Below are 17713 nucleotides of genomic sequence, written 5' to 3'. Positions count from 1 at the left end.
GGCTCCCGTGGCTCGAGGTGTGGTCGAAGTGTCCACGGGCTCTCAGGATATCAAACAACGCCCCTCACATGCCCGAACAGACATGACCTAGCGGTAACTTTGGTCCCTATGGCATTAGTACGGCGGGCTGTGGGCACGCTGATTCACCGTACCTACACGGCGATCCGCCGCGCGGGCGCGATCTCTCCGGCTTCTCCGGCCGGTTACCGATTCCGCCGGTTGGGCGACGGGGTCAGCATCGCGTTCCCCCCGGGCGCCATCTTCGGCGAGCAGTGGATCGAGATCGGCGACCACACGCTGATCGGCGAGCGCGTGTCGCTCTCGTGCGGCATGATGCCGGGCCCGGACCTCGGCCCGGACTCGATCCTGCGGATCGGCCGCGGCTGCTCGATCGGCCGGGGCTCGCACATCGTGGCCCACCAGTCGATCGACATCGGCGACGACGTCTTCACCGGCCCGTACGTCTACATCACCGACCAGAACCACGTCTACGACGACCCGGACGTGCCGATCGGCCGGCAGTGGCCGCGCAACAGCCCGGTCTCGATCGGCTCGGGCTCCTGGCTGGGCGCGGGGGCGATCATCCTGCCGGGCACCACGCTGGGCCGCCAGTGCGTGGTGGCGGGCGGGGCGGTGGTCCGCGGGACCTTCCCCGACCACAGCGTGGTCGCCGGGGTGCCGGCCAGGCGGGTGCGCGGTTACTCGCCGCACCTGGGCTGGCACGCCCCGAACGGCGCCGTCGAACCGGGGATGGACCGAACATCCTTCTAACCGTTAGCGTCGTGTCATGCGGACCGCCATCTGTGAGCGCCTGGGCATCGAGTTCCCCCTGTTCGCCTTCAGCCACTGCCGGGACGTGGTGGCGGCGGTCACGAACGCGGGCGGGTTCGGGGTGCTGGGCGCGATCGCGTACTCACCGGAGCAGCTCGACACCGAGCTGACGTGGATCGACGAGCAGGTCGGCGGCCGGCCGTACGGCGTGGACGTGCTCGTACCCGGCAAGATCGACGACTCGGCGCTGGACCGGCGCGCGCACCTGCTGGACTTCATCCCCGACCGGCACCGCGACTTCGTCACGCACCTGCTGGCCAAGTACGGCGTGAGCGCGCCGGCGCAGCCCCTGACGGCGGTGGCGGACGAGCTCGGCAGGCGGGTCACGGCGGCGGGGGCGACGGGGCTGATCGACGTGGCGTTGAAGCACCCGATCGGGCTGATCGCCAGCGCCCTGGGCCCGCCCCCGGAGGAGATGGTGGCGAAGGCCAGACAGGCGGGCGTGCCGGTGGCCGCGCTGGTCGGCACGGTGGAGCACGCCCGCAGGCAGGTGGCCGCCGGTGCGGACCTCATCGTCGCGCAGGGCACCGAGGCGGGCGGGCACACCGGTGAGATCGCCACGATGGTGCTGGTTCCGCAGGTCGTGGACGCGGTCGCGCCCGTGCCCGTGCTGGCGGCCGGCGGGATCGCGTCGGGGCGGCAGATGGCCGCGGCCATGGCGCTCGGCGCGGACGGCGTGTGGTGCGGCTCGGTGTGGCTGACCACGGAGGAGGCGGAGACGGCGCCCGCCGTCAAACGCAAGATGCTGGCCGCGTCGTCGCTGGACACGGTCAGGTCCAGGTCGCGTACGGGCAAGCCGGCCCGCCAGCTCAAGTCGGCCTGGACGGAGGAGTGGGACTCCGGGCCGGAGAGCCCGGGGCCGCTGGGGATGCCGCTGCAGATCCTGCTGTCGGAGGGGGCCATGGCCCGCATCGGGGCGGCGGCGGAAAAAGGCGAGCCGGGGGCTGTGGACCTGGTCAACTACTACGTGGGGCAGGTCGTGGGCCAGCTCGACCAGGTGAAGCCGGCCCGCGAGGTGGTCTACGACATGATCAGCGAGTTCGGCGAAGCGGTGGAGCGTCTGACGCGCCTGTCCGAGTGAAGACGTAGAGGTAGGGGTGGCGTGGCCGGACCGAGCCGTCGGCGGCGGCCTTGGCCAGGGCGAGCGCGCCATCGGCCGAGGTCCCGAGCGGCGGCGTGAAGCGGGCGCCGGGCAGCGACTCGCGCACGGTGCTCTGGAACGGCTCCATGAGCAGGTCCGCGGCCTCGAAGAGGCGGCCGCCCCAGGAGAAAACCGGTTCGAGACCGGCCGCGGCGGCGACGGCCGTCTGGCCGAGCTGCCGACCGGCCTCGGTCCAGATCCGCCGGGCGACGGCGTCGCCCGCGCGGGCCGCCTCGCCGACGCACGGCGCGAACGCCGCCAGGTGGTGTGCCGCGGAGCCCGACTCGTAGACGAGCGCCACCAGGTCGAGGGGGTGGCCGTAGCGGGCCGTCATGCGTTCGAGCAGGGCGGCCGAGCCGCCGGCCCGGCCGTCGTGGGCACGCAGGGCGGCGTGCAGGCCCTGCGCGCCGACCCAGGCGCCGCCGCCGTGGTCGCCGAGCAGGTGCCCCCACCCGTCGGCCTGGTTCCAGACGTCGTTCAGGTCGGTGCCGAGCGTGATGACGCCGGTGCCCGCGGCCACGACGACCCCCGGCTGGAAACCGAGCGCGCCCACGTGCGTCGTCACCATGTCACCGGCGACCACGAGCGTGCCCAGCGCGAGCCGCTCCCGCAGCGCCCGCCACAAGGTGCCGGGATCCTTGACCAGGCCGGGCAGCCCGGTCACCCCCACCGCCATGCCGGCGAGCCGGTCGAGAGCCGGCAGGGCGTCCGGCCCCGGCGCCCCGGTCTCCTGTCCGAACCCGGCGATCCGAGCGGGGGTCGCGTGCTCGAACCCGGCGGTCCTAGCCGGGGTCGCGTTCTCCACGACCGTGGCGATCCGGGCGGCGAGCCGGTCGAGGTCGACGCGGCCCTGGTCGCGTGGCACCGGCGCCGCGTCCTCCCCGTAGGCGATCACCTCTCCGGTCTCGATCCGGGCCCTGACTCCCCCGCCGCCGACGTCCACGCCGGCGAATCCGGCCCGGCTCACCGGGCGCGCCCGCGCTCGGCCGGGTGGGAGAGCGCGGCCACGGCCGCCCTGACGCCCTGGTGCGTGCCGAGCGCAGCCCGGGCCTCGGTGGCGGAGCAGCCGGTGAGCAGCCGTACGAGCGCCTCCGGGATGACCCCGTCCGCTTCGGCGAGGGCGCTGCGGCAGGCCTCCGCGCCGGCGCCGGTGGCCTCCATGAGCAGGCTCACCGCACGCTCGGCCAGCTTGGCGTTGGTGGCCACCAGCCCGACCATGAGGTTCCCGTACGTCCGCCCGGCCTTGATCATCAAGGCGGTCGAGAACGCGTTCAGCATCACCTTGGTCGCCGTGCCGGCCTTGAGCCGGGTGGACCCGGTCAGCGCCTCCGGCCCGGTGTCGGCGACGACCAGGATCTCGGCCAGGTCACGCAGCGGCGCGTCCGGGTTGCAGGTGATCAGCACCGTGAGGGCGCCCCCGGCCCCGGCCGCGCGCAGGGCGCCGGCGACGTATCTCGTCGAACCCGACGCCGTGATCCCCACCGCCACGTCCCCGGGACCGAGGGCCTGGGCGTCGGCCTCGCCCAGCGACTCGGCGTCCTCACGATCGATGGAGGAGTCGGTGAGCGCGGCGGCCCCGCCGGCGAAGTGCGCCGTGAAAAGCTCGCGCGCCACCCCGAACGTCGGCGTGATCTCGGTGGCGTCCAGCACGGCGAGCCGCCCCGACGCGCCGGCGCCGAAGTAGTGGACGCGACCGCCCGCGGCCAGGCGCCGATGCGCCGCGTCCACCGCGAGAGCGAGCGGCCCGGTGCCGGCGCGGGCCGCCTCGACGGCGCGGGCGTCCTCCTCCAGCAGCAGCCGGAGGACGTCGCCGGACTCCAGGGTGTCGATGTCGGCGGTGCGGGGGTTGCGGAGTTCCGTGGGCGGTGCCGCCTGGCTCATCATGCTCCTCGTCATTCGTGTGCTGCGTCGAGTGTGCCCGCGTACGTGCTGTGCAGGCGGCGCGACTGCGTGGCCAGGTCTCCGGGCCGCACCGGGGCCGCGCCGTCCCGCAGGAAGGTCTCGGCCCGCTCGCGGAGCCGTTCGCGCAGCTCCGTCTCGGCGCCGGGATCGCCGGCGAGCGCGGGGGCCAGGCCCCGCGCCCACAGCTCCCAGCGGTCGCGGTAGTAGCCGCCGACGAGTCCCGCCCAGTGCCGGCCCGCGTAGTCGTCGAGGAGCGGGCTGTCCGCGGTGCCCCACACCGTGATGATGCGGCGGGCGTTGTCCCGCAGGACCTCGCGGTCGGCCGGCCCGGCGGCCCAGGACACGGCCTTGTCCTCCCAGTGCTGGAAGGTGTATTCGGGGCGGCAGGCCAGCATCCGGTCGAGGTCCTCGAAGACCTTCAGGAACCGGGCGACCCGCTCGGGGTCGCCCGCCGACTCCACGACGTCGAGGCAGAGGCGGTCGGCCACCCTGGCCATGTAGGCGATGCCGGTCTCCATGAGGTCGTGCCCGAGCGGCCCGTCCAGGAGGCCGGCGTCGTGCTCGGCCACCTCGATCATCCGCTCCCAGGCCTGTGCCAGCACGGCCGGCCGGTACCAGAGGACACGGGATACCTCGGGTGTCCGCTCGTAGGAGGGATTGGTGGTGAGCACGCCCTGGAACTGGTCGGGAGCGATCCGCACGCCCTGTGCGCCATAGACGGTGTCCAGGAGCCCGCGCCAGGCTGCCCGCAGCTCGGGCGTCCCCTGTCCCTCGTAGCGCTCGCTGACGAAGGCGGCGAGCCAGGCGTCGAGGTCGGGAACCCGGTTCCAGATCTGGTCGGCCACCAGCTCGAAGAAGACCGGGTTGTTGCGGGTGGCCTCCATGGACAGGCCGAGCCCGGCGGGCGGACTCGGCGACGCCAGGGCCGCGTCGATCCCGGCCGACACACTACGCAGGTCGGCGGCCGGATCGGTGCGGCCGCCGAAGTTGAGCAGCGCGCACCAGAGCCACGGCTTTCCGGAGAATCCCTCGAAGGTGCCCCACAGCGGATCGTGCTCCGCCCACAGGTCGGCCACGAGCATCCGGTCGTGCGCGATCGCGTCGAGGAATGTGGTGACGCGGTCCTCGGTCCAGAAGTCCCGCTGGTAGGAGAACGGCCAGGCCTGCATGAGCCACACCGCGTCCGGGTCGGCGGCCCGCAGACCGGCCAGTGTCGCGGCCGCCACGGCGCCGGGGAAGGACGGGTCGGCGTCGATGGGGATCATCTCGATGAACGGGTCGGCGGCGTAGAGGTGGTCGGTGCCGAAGAGCTTGATCTGGGCGCGGGCGAGCTCGGCGCCGATGCGCTCGTACAGCGGGTCGGCAGGGTCGAGGGCCCAGGTCTCGAATCCCTGCCACTGGCGGCGGCCGGCCCGCGCCGTGGCTGCGATCTCGCGTGGAACGTGTCCGGTGAAGGCCGGGAGCACAGGCGTCATGCCGAAGGCCCGCTCACGGTCGAGGATGCGTGCCCCGAGCTCGCGACGAGTCTCGATCCAGGACGAGGGGAGCGGGCCGGCGAAGTCGTCCAGGCAGCCCATGAACTGGAACGGCAGGTAGCCCGGCCCGCCCAGGAAGCTTCGGATCCGGTCGTCGTCGAGGCCGAGAAGGGAGTAGGCGGCGTGCAGCGCGGCCTCGTGGCCGGTGATGGCCAGCGGCATGGTGATGCCGTGCAGGGCCATCCAGTCGATCTCGCGTTCCCAGTCGGCCCAGTCCCAGTAAGGCATCGTGTAGCTGAAGGTGCAGAAGTTGAAGTAATAGCCCTCCCGCACCCGGGCCGAGCCCTGGCGGAGCGGGGCGTCGGGGAACGACGTCAGCCGCAGGGGAAGCACCGTGTCCCAGCCCACGGACCTGCCGCAATGCTCCCGGAGATAGTGATGCAACGCGACGGAGGCGCTCACTCCGTCCGTCGCGGCGACGGTGAGCACGCCGCCCTTCGCCTCGTACGCGTACGCGCGCGGCGCACCGTCATGGGCAGCGGAGCTCGCGAACCGGACCGACTCCGCCACCGGCCCCAGAACACGATGGGCGAGGCCGCGGACGGTGTCCGCCCACAGCGGCGCATGCTCGCCGTCACCGGACAACATCGCAGGTCACACCCCTCGACGAATTAGTTCCGTACGATCCATAATTAATATGCTAGCGTACCGGGACATCGGTCGAAGGGCTCGGAGAGGCACATGGAGCAGCTGGTCGCCGCGGGCACGCAGTTCATGCGGGAGGTCAACGCGGCCGCGATCCTGAGCAGCCTGCGGGCCGAGACCAGCATGAGCGTGTCGGCGCTGGCCAAGTCGGTGGGATTGTCCAGGCAGGCGGTCACCCGTTCGCTCAACGCCCTGGCCGAGGAGGGCCTCGTCGAGTTCGGCCCCATCGACCGCGACACCACCCGGGCGGGGCGGCCCGCGCAGCTGGTGCGGTTCCGGGCGGAGGCGGGTCACGTGCTCGGGCTGTCGATCAGCCCGCAGGACGTGCGCGTGGCGGTGGCGGATCTGTCCGGGGCGGTCATCGCGACCGACGCGGTGCAGCTCGGCCCCGGCGCCGACGGGGTCCACGCGGTGGAGACGCTGCTGTCCACGGTGGCACTGACGCTGCGGGCGACCGGCCTCACGACCGGCGATCTCTGGTTCGCCTCGGCGGGCACCCCGGGCATCGTCGACCCGGCGTCCGGGATCATCAAGCTCATCCCGAGCCTGCCGGGGCTGACCGGCGACGTCCTCCTGCGCCGGCTCCAGGAGACGCTCGGCTGCCCGATCTACCTGGACAACGACGTCAAGCTGGCGACGCAGGGCGAGCGGTGGCGAGGCGCGCAGCGGCGTGAGGACTCGCTGGTGATGGTTCACTGGGGCGAACGCGTCGGCGCCGGGATCGTGCTCAACGGCGAGCTCTACCGTGGCGCCTCCAACGATGCGGGTGACGTCGGCTTCCTCGATCTGTTCACCGACGCGGCGGGCGGCGGCCCCGCCGAGTCCCACCACCCCCACGGCCTCGGCCCGTTCGAGCACCGGGTGGGCGGCGAGGAGATCGTGCGCCAGGCCGCCGCGGCGGCCGAACGCGCCGGCGACGGTGAATTCCGCGCCCGGATCGAGGCCGCGGGAGAGCGCGCGTTCGAGGCCGTGCTGGACGCCGTCGTCGACGGCCGGCCTGCGGCTCTGGAGGCGATCGACGTGGTGGCACGTCGTTTCGCCAAAGGCATCGCCGTGCTCCGAGCCATTCTCAACCCCCGGCTCGTGGTCATCGGCGGGCCCATGGCCAGATGCGGCGAGAGGCTGCTGGCGGCGCTCCGGCGGCATCTGTCCGGCGAGCCGCTGGACCAGCCCGCGCTGGAGGTCTCGACGCTCCACGAGGACGCCGTCGTCCACGGGGCGCTGCGGCACTCGCTGGAGGAGATCGAGCGCACCAGGTTCGGCCTGGTGAGAACCGGTCGTCACGAAGGCCGCCTGAGGACCTGACCCCACCACCCCCCGACAGAGGAGAAAGGTCATGCGTATCACGACACCAGCCCGGCGCGAGCTCCGGCACGCGCTCGTGGCGCTGGGCGTCACGGCGACACTCGCCCTGACGGCCTGCGCGGGCACCAGCAGCACGGCCGGCAACCCGGCGCCGAAGGTCGACGTCTCGACGACGATCCCCAGCGACCCGGTGACGCTCACTCTCGCCTATACCAACGACCCGCCGACCAAGGCGCTCATCGACGGCTTCACCAAGAAGCACCCGAACGTCACCATCAAGCAGCAGATGACGCCGTTCAACGACTACATCAAGTCCATCAAGCTCGCGATGTCGTCCGACGCGGCGCCGGACATCGCCCAGTACAACCCAGGCGCGATGAACTCCCTGGTCCCGGCCGGCCTCATCCTGGACCTGGGCCCGTGGTCCAAGGCGTACGGCTGGAACACGAAGTTCCCGCCGGCCAGCCTCGAGGTCCTGAGCTCGGACAAGTCGGCCAAGCAGTTCGGCACCGGCAGCCTGTACGCCGTGCCCGGCGGGCTCTCCGTGCTCGGCGTCTTCTACAACAAGAAGATCGTGAAGGAGACGCCGAAGACGCTGGCCGAGTTCGAGGCCGCGATGAAGCAGGCCAAGGACGCCGGCCACACGCCGCTGAGCAACGGCGCGCTCCAGGTCGGCGGTTTCCACCTGTGGAACGCGCTGCTCAACGTCACCGGCGACGTCGCCGACTACCGGTCCTGGGTGTACGGCAAGCAGGGCTCGACCATCGAGAACCCCGCCGCGCTGAAGGCCACCCAGATGCTGACCGACTGGGCGAAGAAGGGATACATCTCCAGCTCGGCGAGCGCCACCGCGGACGCCGACGCACTGGCGAGCTTCGCCAAGGGCGGCAGCGCGTTCCTGATCACCGGTAACTGGGCCGCCTCCACCCTGGAGACCGAGATGGGGAACGACGTCGGCTTCTTCCTCATGCCCACGGAATCGGCCGACAAGCCGGCGAACGTCGCCTCCGGGGCGAGCGTCGCCTACGCCATCTCGGCGAAGAGCAAGAACCCGAACGTCGCCGCGGCGTTCCTCGACTACCTGGGCTCGCCGGAAGCGGCCAAGATCGAGTTCGACGGCGGATTCATGCCGGTCGACACCAAGGCCGACCTCGGGGCCGAGGGGCTGCGGGGCGAGATCGCGACCATCTTCTCGCAGGTGGCGCAGAACAACGGCATCGTCCCGTTCCCCGACTTCGCCTCCCCCGGCATGATCGACAAGCTGACCCCCGGCATCCAGGGCCTCATCAACGACAAGATGGCCCCCGATGCCTTCCTCCGCTCCCTGCAGGAGTCGTGGGACGCCCACCATGGCTCGTGAGCTGACCTCGTCCGTCTCTCCGCCGCGCGCCGTCGAGGCACGCGGCGGGGGGCGGGCGGCCCCCACGCCCGCCCGCCCGCCGCGCCGGCGCGGAGCGCGCGGCGGGCTCTACGTGCTGCCCGCGCTCGCGGTCTACCTGGGATTCGCCATCTGGCCGGCGCTGAACACGCTGCGCCTGTCCCTCCTGACGTGGGACGGCATCCTGCCGGCCACCTGGGCGGGCTTCGGCAATTACGTGGAGATCTTTCAGGACTCGGCGCTGTATGAGGCCATCCTGCACAGCCTCGTGCTCATCATCTTCTTCTCGTTCATCCCCATCGGCGTCGGGCTGCTCATGACGGCGCTGCTGATGGGGAAGGTGCGCCGGGGGATGACGTTCTTCCGCGTCGTCTTCTTCCTCCCCCAGGTGCTTCCGCTCGTCGCCGTCGGCATCACCTGGCGGTGGCTCTACAGCGACGCCGGCGTCGTCAACCAGTTCCTCGACGTGGTGGGGCTGGGCGCGATCACCCGCGCCTGGCTGGGCGACTACCAGCTGGCGCTCGTCGCGCTCGGGCTCATCGGCACCTGGGTGATGAGCGGGCTGTGCATGATGCTCTTCCTGACCGGCGCACAGAAGATCGACCCCTCCCTGTACGAGGCGGCCAAACTCGACGGCGCGGGGTCGTTCCGGCAGTTCCGCCACGTCACGCTGCCCGGGGTGCGCCGGGAGATCACCGTCGCCGGCGTCATCACCACGATCGCCGCTCTGGCCAGCTTCGACCTGGTCTTCGTCACGACGAACGGCGGCCCCGCGGGTCAGACCAACGTGCCCGGCCTGCTGGTCTACCGGCTGGCCTTCAACGAAGGCGACATCGGCGGCGCCAGCGCGCTGGCCGTCGTGCTGACCGTGATCGTGGTCGCCGTCGTCAGCGCCGTCCGATACTTCACCAGGGATGAGAGTTGAGCATGCGCGGCGGTGTCAGTCTCAGGTACGGAGTGCTCGTCCTGCTCGCGGTCATGATTCTGGTGCCGTTCGCCGGCATCATCCTGGCCGCCCTGCATCCGCCCGGCTCGCAGCTCAACGGGCTGAGCATCCCGGACCAGTGGTCGTGGGAGAACTTCACGCTCGCCTGGGAGCGGGGCAACATGACCGCGCTCATGCGCTCGAGCCTGCTGATCGCGGTCTTCGTGGTGCCGCTGTCGGTGGTGCTGGCCACGCTCGCCGGCTACGGCCTGGCGATCCTCAGGGTGTGGGGGCACCGGACGTTGTCGTTCGCGTTCGTGATGGGGCTCACGCTGCCGATCGAGCTGATCGTGGTGGCGCTCTACTTCAACCTGCGCGAGGTCGGCCTCACCAACTCCTACGTCGGCATCATCCTGGCCGAGGCGGCCCTGTTCATGCCGTTCGGGGTCTACTGGATGCAGACGCACTTCTCGAACGTGCCCGAGGAGCTCGTGGAGGCGGCGCGGATCGACGGCGCCAGGGACCTCATCGTGCTGGCGCGGGTGCTGGTGCCCATCTCGTGGCCGGCGATCACCACGCTGTCGGTGCTGTACTTCATGTGGTCGTGGAACCAGTTCATGCTGGTGCTGGTGATGATGCAGGATCCGGACCGGCGCACCGCGCCGAGCGGGCTGGGGCTCTTCGTGGGCGAGCACACAACGGACATTCCGCTGCTGGCGGCCGCCTGCTTGATCGTCATCGCGCCGATCGTCGTGGTGTATCTCCTCTTCCAGCGCAGCTTCGTGAGCGGGATCACCCAGGGCGCCATCAAGGGTTGACCACCTGCACAGGGCTGGGGGTTTGGCGTTGGTACCGGCCCCCATGTCAAGATGCGGTGTGGTCGGTACCCCGCCTGAGCTGGAGCGTGGCACCGGCGTCCCCGCGCACGTGCAGATCGAGCGATGGCTGCTCGAGTCCATCGACAGGGGCGAGCTGGCGCCGGGCGACCGGCTGCCCGGCGAGCGGGAGCTGGCCGGGCGGCTCGGCGTGAGCAGGATGACGCTCAGACAGGCCCTGGCGACCCTGGAGCACGACGGCGTGCTGGTCAGGGTGCCCGGCAGGGCGGGCGGCGCGTTCGTGGCCGAGCCGCGCATCGAGTGCGACCTGACGGGCCTGGCCGGGTTCACCGAGCAGATGCGGCGGGCTCACCTGCGGGCCGAGGCGAGGATCCTGACGGCCAGGACGGTGCCCGCCAGGGGCACGGTGGCCCGGGCGCTGGAGGTCGAGGCGGGCTCGCCCGTGCACGAGGTGGCCAGGGTGCGCTCGGCCGGGCGCTCGCCGGTGGCGCTCGAGCGTTCCTACTTCCCCGACCTGCCCGGGCTGCTCGACCAGGACCTCACCGGCTCCCTCTACACCCTCCTGGCCACCCACTACGACCTGGAGCCGCGCACCGCGGTCGAGCACCTCGACCCGGTGATCGCCCGCCCGGGGGACGCCGCCGAGCTGGGCATCGCGCCGGGCGCGCCGCTCATGCTGATCGAGCGCACGGCCTACGCGGCGGACGGCACGCCGGTGGAGTTCGCGCGCGACCTGTTCCGCCCCGACCGGGTCCGCATCGCGGTACGCAGCGGCGTCACGGGACCAGCGGAGTCTTGACCACCGTGCCCGGCACCCACGCCCCCTCGACCTCGATCTCGACCTCGGCCCCCGTCTCGGCCGGCAGGTAGGCGTAGGCGATGGACTCGCGGGCGGTGTACCCGTATCCGCCGGAGGTGACCCGGGTGACGACCCGGCCGTCCAGCCGGACGGGCTCGTTGCCGAGCGCCACGGCCGTGGGGTCGCTCAGCGTCACGCACCGCAACCGGCGCTCAGGCGCCGGGTCCAACGCGTCCCTGCCGAGGAAGTCCTTGTCCGGCTTGACGCAGAACCCCAGGCCCGCCTCGTACGGCGTCGTCTCCGGCCCGATGTCCGCGCCCCACACCCGGTAGCCCTTCTCCAGCCGCAGGCTGTCGATGGCCTTGTAGCCGCCGGCCACCAGTCCGTACGGCTCCCCCGCCCGCCACAGGGCCTGCCACAACGCCAGGCCGTACTCGCTGGAGCAGTAGAGCTCCCAGCCGTGCTCGCCCACGAACGTCACCCGCAGCGCCAGCACCGGCACGTCCCCCACGGTGATCTCCCGCGACGACATGAACGGGAAATCCATCGGGTCCGGCGTCAGCTCCTTGACGATGTCGCGGGCCCGCGGACCCCACAGGGCGAAGCAGGCGTACTGGCCGGTCACGTCGGCGATCCTGACCGTCGAGCCGTTGTGCGCGGCCTGCTTGCGCAGCCACCCCAGGTCGTGGGAGCCGAACGCGGTGCCGGTGACGATGAGGAACTCCTGCTCGCCGCGCCGGGTGACGGTGAAGTCGCACTCGATGCCACCGCGCCGGTTGAGCGCCTGCGTGTACGTGATCGCGCCCACCTCCCGGGCGACCCGGTTGTCGCACACCCACTCCAGCAGCTGCGCCGCGCCCGCGCCGGTGACCTCGATCTTGGCGAACGAGCTCTCGTCGAACAGCCCCGCCGTGGTCCGGGTGGCACGATGCTCGGCTCCGATCGCGGGCGACCACAGCCGCCCCGCCCAGCCCGCCGGCCGCTCCCCTCCCCCGTCGTCGTTGGTCGCGTAGTAGTTGACCCGCTCCCAGCCCGATTTCTCCCCGAAGACGGCCCCGTGGGCGGCGTGCCAGGCGTAGGCGGGCGAGACCCGCAGGGGCCGCCCCGCCGACCGTTCGTGCCCCGGGTAGCGGATGTCGTAGTACGTCTCGTAGTTCTCGACCGCCCGCTTGAGCGTGTACGACGGCGAGCGGTAGTGGCGGCCGAACCGGCGCACGTCCATGTGCCACAGGTCCATGCTCGGCTCGCCCTCGACGATCCACTCGGCCATCACCTTGCCGATGCCGCCCGCTCCCGCGATGCCGTGCGCGCAGAACCCGGCGGCCACGAAGAACCCGGCCACCTCGGTCTCGCCGAGGCAGAACTCGTTGTCGGGGGTGAACGCCTCAGGGCCGTTGATCAGCTTGCGGATGCCGATGTCGGCCATCGCCGGCACCCGGGTCCGGGAGTTGTCGAAGATCTCCTCGAGCCTCGGCCAGTCCTCGGGCAGGAGGCGGCCGTTGAAGTCGGCGGGCACCGAGTCGTAGGCGTTGGGGCCGGCCGTCCAGGGCGCGCAGGTGCGCTCGTACCCGCCCATGACCAGGCCCTGCACCTCCTGCCGGTAGTAGACGAGCAGGTCGGGGTCGCGCAGCGTGGGCAGGCCGGTGTGGTCGTGGAAGGCGTCGGTCACCACGTACTGGTGCGACATCGGCACGATGGGGACTCGCACGCCTGCCATGCGGCCGATCTCGGCCGCGAACATGCCGCCGCAGTTGACCACGATCTCGCAGGCGATGTCTCCCTGGTCGGTGCGGACCCCGGTGACCCGGCCGTTCACGACGTCGATGCCCAGCACGCGGGTGCCGGTGCGGATGGTCGCGCCGCCCTCGCGGGCCCGCGCGGCCAGCGCGTAGCACAGCTGCGACGGGTCGATCTGGCCGTCCGTCGGCAGGTACGCGGCCCCGACCACGCCCTCGGGGTCCATGAGCGGGAACAGCTCCACGGCCTCGGCCACCGAGATCTCCTCCAGCGGCAGCCCGAACGTCCGCGCCCACCCGATCTGGCGCCGGATCTCGGCCATCCGCTCCGGCGTGGAGGCCAGCTTGATGCCGCCGCATTCGGTCCAGCCGGCGTCGAGGGTGCGGTAGAGCTCGACGGAGTATTGGTTCATCCGGGTCAGCGTGGGGTCGGCGCGCAGCTGACCGACGAGCCCGGCGGAGTGGAAGGTGGAGCCGCTGGTCAGCTCGTCCCGCTCGAGCACGACCACGTCGCGCTCGCCGAGCTGGGTGAGGTGGTAGGCGACGGACGCGCCGCCCACGCCGCCGCCGATGATCACGATGCGGGCCGAGTCGCTCATGGTCGCGAGGCTAGCCGCCACGCCGTAAAAGGTCTAGACCGTTTAGCGCGGGTCGTCCTAGCATCGAGCATGGCCGTGCCCGAGGTGCTCGATCGTATCCCGCTGCTGTCCGGCGTGCCGCGTACCGTCGAGGAGTTGCCCGGCGGGCTGACCAACCACAACTACAAGGTCGTCACACCCGATGGGGCGTACGTGGCGCGCGTGTGGGCCAGCGACGGGGCGCTGCTGGCCATCGACAGGGACGCCGAGCACGCGAACTCGGTCGCGGCGGCCGCCGCCGGGGTGGGGGCGCCGGTGCACGCATACCTGCCCGAGCTCGGGGTGCTGGTCGTGGGGTTCGTGCCGGGGCGGACGTTCACGGAGGCCGACCTGCGGGATCCGGCGAACCTGCCGCGCGTGGCGCAAGCGTGCCGGCGGCTGCACGCAGGGCCGCGGTTCGTGCGCGACTTCGACATGTTCGACGTCCAGCAGCGCTACCTGGAGATCGTCCAGACTCGCGGCTTCCGGCTTCCCGCCAAATATCTCGACTTCATGCCCGCTGTCGCTGAAATCCGGAAATGTCTGGCTGTGCGCGACGAAGGCACCGTCCCCTGCAACAACGACCTGCTGCCGGGCAACATCCTCGACGACGGCGAGCGCCTCTGGCTGATCGACTACGAGTACTCCGGCAACAACGACCCCTGCTTCGAGCTCGGCAACGTCTGGAGCGAGTCCGACCTGCCGCTCGGCCACCTGGAGGAGCTCGTCACCGCGTACTACGGCCGCCGGCTCCGCAACAAGATCGCCCGCGCCCGGCTGCTCGGCCTCATGTCCAAGTACGGCTGGACGTTGTGGGCCTCGATCCAGGACGGCGCCAACGAGAGCATCGACTTCGATTTCTGGTCGTGGGGGATGGAGAAGTACGAGCGGGCGGTGGCCGAGTTCACCGGGCCCCAACTGACGTCCCTCATGGACGAGGCCGCGCGTTCGGACTAGGCCGGGCAGACTTGGTGACATGCTTGCCGCATTGACCGGTCTTGGCCTGTCCACGGCCGCCGGTTTGAACGCCTACATCCCGCTCCTGGTGGTGGGCGTCTTGTCCAACGTCACCGACGCCGTGAAGCTGCCCGACGGCTACTCCTGGCTGTCGAACTGGGGCGTGCTCGCGGTGATCGCGGTGCTGCTGGCCGCGGAGATGGTCCTCGACAAGGTCCCCGCCGTCGACAGCGTCAACGACGCCATCCAGACCGTGATCCGCCCGGCCTCCGGCGGCGTGGTCTTCTCGGCCACGAACGCCGCCGCCGAACTGGAGCAGTCCACGTGGATGACGGAGAACCCGTGGGTGGGCTGGCTCCTGGGCATCGTCGTGGCGCTGGCCGTGCACGCGATGAAGGCGGCGGCCCGCCCTGTGGTCAACGCGGGCACGGCAGGCGTGGGGGCGCCGGTGGTGAGCACGGCGGAGGACGCGGGGTCGCTCGGTATGAGCCTGATCGCGGTGTTCGCCCCGATCCTGGTGATCGTCGCGTTGCTGGTGCTCGCCGTCCTGTCCTGGTGGCTGTTCAGGCGGGTACGCCGCTTCCGCGCCCGCCGCCGAGCCGCCCGAAGTCAGCCTCCGGGTTGACCTCCACTCCCCCTGCGGGTTGATCCGCCGCCCCTGCCGCGCCTCGTACGGTGATCCCGGTTAGCGAACAACCGCAAGACGTGTGAGCGCCACCGTGGCCCCCGACCCTGGCACGCTCACACGGCCGAGGGCCCGGCGGCCTCCGCACCGCCGGGCCCCTCACCCGCGCAGTCTCCGCAACCACCCACCCACCAGGTGCACGAACTCGGCCGGGCGCTCCTCGTGCAGCCGATGGCTGGAGCCCTCCCAGCACACGACCTTCGACTTCGGCACCTTGAGCAGGCCCGCCTCCCAGCTCGCGCGTCCCGGATCCGCCCAGATCGACAACACCGGGCACCGCCTGCGTGCCAGGTAGTCGTCGCTGGCCGGCCGCACGCCGATGGCGTCCGGCGCGGTGAACATGGCCTCGAACGCCTGGGCGAGCACGTGCGGCGGCATGCCGTACAGCCTGCGCTTGTGCCAGCGGCGGATGACGGCGGGCGTGGCGGCGTTCGTGCACCACTCGTCGATCGCCTCGGCGACCGCGTGCGGCTGCTCGCCGCGCAGGCCCTCGATCATCTGGGGGAACCCCTGGGCGATGTCGTCGGTGATGCCGTACCCCGGGTCGAGGGCGACGAGCGCGCGTACCCGGTCCGGGTGCTCGACGGCCAGGATCGACACCACCTGGCCACCCATCGAGTGCCCGACGGCGACGACCTGGGGGATGCCGAGGCGGTCGAGAAGGGCGTTCAGATCCTCGGCCATCATGCGCGGCGTGTTGCCCGTCGCCGGGACCGACGAGTAGCCGTGCCCGCGCAGATCGGCGGCGATCACCCGGCGCCCGGCGGCCGCCAGCGCGTCGATGTGCCAGGACCATTGGTGCGAGTCGGTCCCCCAGCCATGGACGAGCAGCAGCGGCGGCCCGTCGCCTTTCCCGTCGTCGGTGTAGAAGATCCTGATGCCGTCGCCGACGTCCGCGTACGGCATGGCTCACCCCACCTCTTCCGGGCGGGGCAGCAGCGCCGACTCCCCTGCCGTCCAGCCGCCGTCGACGGCGAGCTCGGCGCCGGTGACGTACGAGGCGGCTTCGGACAGCAGGAACACGATCGCCTCCGCGACCTCCTCCGGCTCACCCCACCGCCCGGCCGGGGCCAGGGGGAAGGTGCCCTCGCCCGACACGGCGCCGAACCCCTGGGTCATGGGGGTGACGATCATGCCCGGATGCACGGAGTTGACCCGGATGCGGTCCTTGCCGAACTCCAAGGCGGCGATCTTGGTGAGGCCGCGCACGCCCCACTTGGACGCGCCGTACCCGCCCGTACCCGGCAAGGCGAAGAGCCCCGCGACTGAGGACAGGTTGACGATGGCGCCGCCACCCGAGGTCCGCATGGCGCCGGCCACGGACTTGAGCCCCAGGAAGACGCCGACCAGGTTGACCTGGAGCACCCGCTGGAACTCCTCCAGCGGCTGCTGCTCGATGGGCACCATGGTGGCGATGCCGGCGTTGTTCACCAGGCCGTCGAGCCGCCCGAACTCCTCCACGGTCCGCGCGACCACCTGCGCCCACTGCTCCTCGCTCGTCACGTCGTGCGGGATGAACCGGGCGTCGAGCTCCTTGGCCGTGGCCGTACCCTCCTCCACGAGCACGTCGGTGAGCACGACCCGGCCACCGGCCGCGACGCACCGCCGCGCGGTCGCCGCCCCCATCCCCCTCGCACCACCGGTGATGATCACAACCTTGCCGTCAAGCACCCGCAACAGCCCCTTCCGCCCTGAGCCGCGACCATGTGAACTGAAACACAGCATTCTGGTTGTATCAAGGGCTTGCTTGGTCATGCGCGCCAAGACCGCTCCGGCGCACTATCCTCTAGGCATCAACACCAACAGGGGGTGGCGAAGATCGGCGAAGTCCTTGTCATCGTGCTAGTGATCCTGGCGTTCCTCCTGCTGTTGACGGGCGTCGGCGTCTACCTGCTGGTCAAGCTGGGCAAGAAGGCGGCAGGCAAGGCCAAGGAGGCCGCGACGCGGCTGAGCACGCATGTCAACGCGATGGGCACGGGCGACGCCGCCGAGGTCGAGCGCCTCCGCCTCGACCTGCGCCGCGAGGTGTCGCTCACCCGCCAGGCGGTCGAGCAGGCGCAGCATCAGGGATGGGGGCTCGGCGACCTGCCGCGGCTTCTGGCCGACCTCGAGGCACAGGCCAACGTGCACGACGGCCAGCTCGGCATGTACGCCCAGCAGCGCCGCGTGTCGCCGTACATCGACCACGCCACCCTGGACCGCCTGCGCGAACACCAGGCCAAGCTGACGGCCATGTGCGCCCGCATCCGCGCCGACCTCCTCGGCGACCAGGTCCACCACACGTCCTCCGGCATCGCCGACCTCACGTCCCGCACGGACCTGGAGATCGAGGCCCGCCGCCGGGCACCGGACCCGCTGGAGGAGATCGACGAGCTCTACCGCCGGTCGGTGGAGGAACGCAAAGACCTGCCCTGACGGCTA

At 71.4% G+C, this 17713-nt stretch carries 16 protein-coding genes; 10 read left to right on the top strand and 6 right to left on the bottom strand.

The features are described from left to right. Positions 1 to 108: 108 nt before the first annotated feature. A complete protein-coding gene (locus ACTWQA_RS26870) occupies positions 109 to 771 on the top strand; it encodes an acyltransferase (RefSeq protein WP_443161843.1) in 663 nt (220 codons plus the stop codon). 16 nt (positions 772 to 787) lie between these two features. Continuing rightward, positions 788 to 1912: an NAD(P)H-dependent flavin oxidoreductase gene (locus ACTWQA_RS26865; RefSeq protein WP_443161842.1), complete on the top strand. Its 1125-nt coding sequence runs from the start codon at positions 788 to 790 to the stop codon at positions 1910 to 1912. Here ACTWQA_RS26865 and ACTWQA_RS26860 read toward each other — a convergent pair. Genes ACTWQA_RS26860 through ACTWQA_RS26850 form a run of 3 tightly spaced genes read right to left on the bottom strand, consistent with a single transcriptional unit; the run spans position 1863 to position 5997 of the window. Then, complete coding sequence (locus ACTWQA_RS26860) at positions 1863 to 2939, bottom strand: BadF/BadG/BcrA/BcrD ATPase family protein (RefSeq protein WP_443161841.1); 1077 nt, start codon at positions 2937 to 2939, stop codon at positions 1863 to 1865. The genes ACTWQA_RS26865 and ACTWQA_RS26860 overlap by 50 nt on opposite strands. Then, positions 2936 to 3868, bottom strand: a complete 933-nt coding sequence (locus tag ACTWQA_RS26855) for an N-acetylmuramic acid 6-phosphate etherase (RefSeq protein WP_443161840.1) — start codon at positions 3866 to 3868, stop codon at positions 2936 to 2938. The genes ACTWQA_RS26860 and ACTWQA_RS26855 overlap by 4 nt, the downstream gene beginning before the upstream one ends. Further along, complete coding sequence (locus tag ACTWQA_RS26850) at positions 3865 to 5997, bottom strand: alpha-N-acetylglucosaminidase TIM-barrel domain-containing protein (RefSeq protein ID WP_443161839.1); 2133 nt, start codon at positions 5995 to 5997, stop codon at positions 3865 to 3867. Before ACTWQA_RS26850 ends, ACTWQA_RS26855 begins: the two co-directional genes overlap by 4 nt. 93 nt (positions 5998 to 6090) lie before the next feature. On the opposite strand from ACTWQA_RS26850, the gene ACTWQA_RS26845 reads away from it, so the two are divergent. From ACTWQA_RS26845 to ACTWQA_RS26825, 5 genes are read left to right on the top strand one after another with little or no spacing between them, the layout of a single operon-like run. Then, entirely contained in the window at positions 6091 to 7359 is a 1269-nt protein-coding gene (locus ACTWQA_RS26845; RefSeq protein ID WP_443161838.1) for an ROK family protein, read from the top strand. Positions 7360 to 7390: 31 nt separating this feature from the next. Further along, the gene (locus tag ACTWQA_RS26840; RefSeq protein WP_443161837.1) at positions 7391 to 8719 is read left to right on the top strand and encodes an ABC transporter substrate-binding protein; all 1329 of its coding nucleotides are present in this window, start codon (positions 7391 to 7393) and stop codon (positions 8717 to 8719) included. After that, positions 8709 to 9662: a carbohydrate ABC transporter permease gene (locus ACTWQA_RS26835; protein ID WP_443161836.1), complete on the top strand. Its 954-nt coding sequence runs from the start codon at positions 8709 to 8711 to the stop codon at positions 9660 to 9662. The genes ACTWQA_RS26840 and ACTWQA_RS26835 overlap by 11 nt, the downstream gene beginning before the upstream one ends. Before the next feature lie 2 nt (positions 9663 to 9664). Next, positions 9665 to 10480 carry a carbohydrate ABC transporter permease gene (locus ACTWQA_RS26830; protein WP_443161835.1) on the top strand — a complete coding sequence of 272 codons (816 nt, stop codon included), beginning with the start codon at positions 9665 to 9667 and terminating at the stop codon, positions 10478 to 10480. A gap of 58 nt (positions 10481 to 10538) precedes the next feature. Then, entirely contained in the window at positions 10539 to 11297 is a 759-nt protein-coding gene (locus tag ACTWQA_RS26825) for a GntR family transcriptional regulator (RefSeq protein WP_305922088.1), read from the top strand. Here the strand turns inward: ACTWQA_RS26825 and ACTWQA_RS26820 are convergent. Continuing rightward, complete coding sequence (locus ACTWQA_RS26820; protein ID WP_443161834.1) at positions 11275 to 13632, bottom strand: GcvT family protein; 2358 nt, start codon at positions 13630 to 13632, stop codon at positions 11275 to 11277. The two genes, ACTWQA_RS26825 and ACTWQA_RS26820, sit on opposite strands and share 23 nt — an antisense overlap. A gap of 69 nt (positions 13633 to 13701) precedes the next feature. Between ACTWQA_RS26820 and ACTWQA_RS26815 the strand changes: the two genes are divergently transcribed. Both ACTWQA_RS26815 and ACTWQA_RS26810 read left to right on the top strand, forming a co-directional pair. Next, positions 13702 to 14607, top strand: coding sequence for a phosphotransferase (locus tag ACTWQA_RS26815; RefSeq protein ID WP_443161833.1), 906 nt, complete (start codon positions 13702 to 13704; stop codon positions 14605 to 14607). A gap of 19 nt (positions 14608 to 14626) precedes the next feature. Then, positions 14627 to 15232, top strand: coding sequence for a DUF4126 domain-containing protein (locus tag ACTWQA_RS26810; RefSeq protein ID WP_327583070.1), 606 nt, complete (start codon positions 14627 to 14629; stop codon positions 15230 to 15232). A gap of 159 nt (positions 15233 to 15391) precedes the next feature. Here the strand turns inward: ACTWQA_RS26810 and ACTWQA_RS26805 are convergent, their stop codons facing one another. Together ACTWQA_RS26805 and ACTWQA_RS26800 are read right to left on the bottom strand one after the other, a co-directional pair. Further along, positions 15392 to 16198: an alpha/beta fold hydrolase gene (locus ACTWQA_RS26805; RefSeq protein ID WP_443161832.1), complete on the bottom strand. Its 807-nt coding sequence runs from the start codon at positions 16196 to 16198 to the stop codon at positions 15392 to 15394. A gap of 3 nt (positions 16199 to 16201) precedes the next feature. After that, positions 16202 to 16963 (bottom strand): glucose 1-dehydrogenase, encoded by a 762-nt coding sequence (locus ACTWQA_RS26800; protein ID WP_443161831.1) that lies wholly within the window; start codon positions 16961 to 16963, stop codon positions 16202 to 16204. A gap of 138 nt (positions 16964 to 17101) precedes the next feature. On the opposite strand from ACTWQA_RS26800, the gene ACTWQA_RS26795 reads away from it, so the two are divergent. Then, positions 17102 to 17707: a hypothetical protein gene (locus ACTWQA_RS26795; RefSeq protein WP_443161830.1), complete on the top strand. Its 606-nt coding sequence runs from the start codon at positions 17102 to 17104 to the stop codon at positions 17705 to 17707. Positions 17708 to 17713 lie beyond the last annotated feature (6 nt).

It is taken from the genome of Nonomuraea sp. 10N515B (genome assembly GCF_052245915.1).
Classification (GTDB): Bacteria; Actinomycetota; Actinomycetes; order Streptosporangiales; family Streptosporangiaceae; genus Nonomuraea.
Note: the sequence above shows the minus strand (reverse complement) of the source record. Positions and strands in the feature narration are given on the sequence as shown.

What these genes read in the sequence shown, in the direction of transcription:
- ACTWQA_RS26870 (WP_443161843.1), top strand. Translation starts at nt 109, where the DNA reads ATGGCATTAGTACGGCGGGCTGTGGGCACGCTGATTCACCGTACCTAC.
- ACTWQA_RS26865 (WP_443161842.1), top strand. Translation starts at nt 788, where the DNA reads ATGCGGACCGCCATCTGTGAGCGCCTGGGCATCGAGTTCCCCCTGTTC.
- ACTWQA_RS26855 (WP_443161840.1), bottom strand. Translation starts at nt 3,868, where the DNA reads ATGACGAGGAGCATGATGAGCCAGGCGGCACCGCCCACGGAACTCCGC.
- ACTWQA_RS26850 (WP_443161839.1), bottom strand. Translation starts at nt 5,997, where the DNA reads ATGTTGTCCGGTGACGGCGAGCATGCGCCGCTGTGGGCGGACACCGTC.
- ACTWQA_RS26845 (WP_443161838.1), top strand. Translation starts at nt 6,091, where the DNA reads ATGGAGCAGCTGGTCGCCGCGGGCACGCAGTTCATGCGGGAGGTCAAC.
- ACTWQA_RS26840 (WP_443161837.1), top strand. Translation starts at nt 7,391, where the DNA reads ATGCGTATCACGACACCAGCCCGGCGCGAGCTCCGGCACGCGCTCGTG.
- ACTWQA_RS26835 (WP_443161836.1), top strand. Translation starts at nt 8,709, where the DNA reads ATGGCTCGTGAGCTGACCTCGTCCGTCTCTCCGCCGCGCGCCGTCGAG.
- ACTWQA_RS26830 (WP_443161835.1), top strand. Translation starts at nt 9,665, where the DNA reads ATGCGCGGCGGTGTCAGTCTCAGGTACGGAGTGCTCGTCCTGCTCGCG.
- ACTWQA_RS26820 (WP_443161834.1), bottom strand. Translation starts at nt 13,632, where the DNA reads ATGAGCGACTCGGCCCGCATCGTGATCATCGGCGGCGGCGTGGGCGGC.
- ACTWQA_RS26815 (WP_443161833.1), top strand. Translation starts at nt 13,702, where the DNA reads ATGGCCGTGCCCGAGGTGCTCGATCGTATCCCGCTGCTGTCCGGCGTG.
- ACTWQA_RS26810 (WP_327583070.1), top strand. Translation starts at nt 14,627, where the DNA reads ATGCTTGCCGCATTGACCGGTCTTGGCCTGTCCACGGCCGCCGGTTTG.
- ACTWQA_RS26805 (WP_443161832.1), bottom strand. Translation starts at nt 16,198, where the DNA reads ATGCCGTACGCGGACGTCGGCGACGGCATCAGGATCTTCTACACCGAC.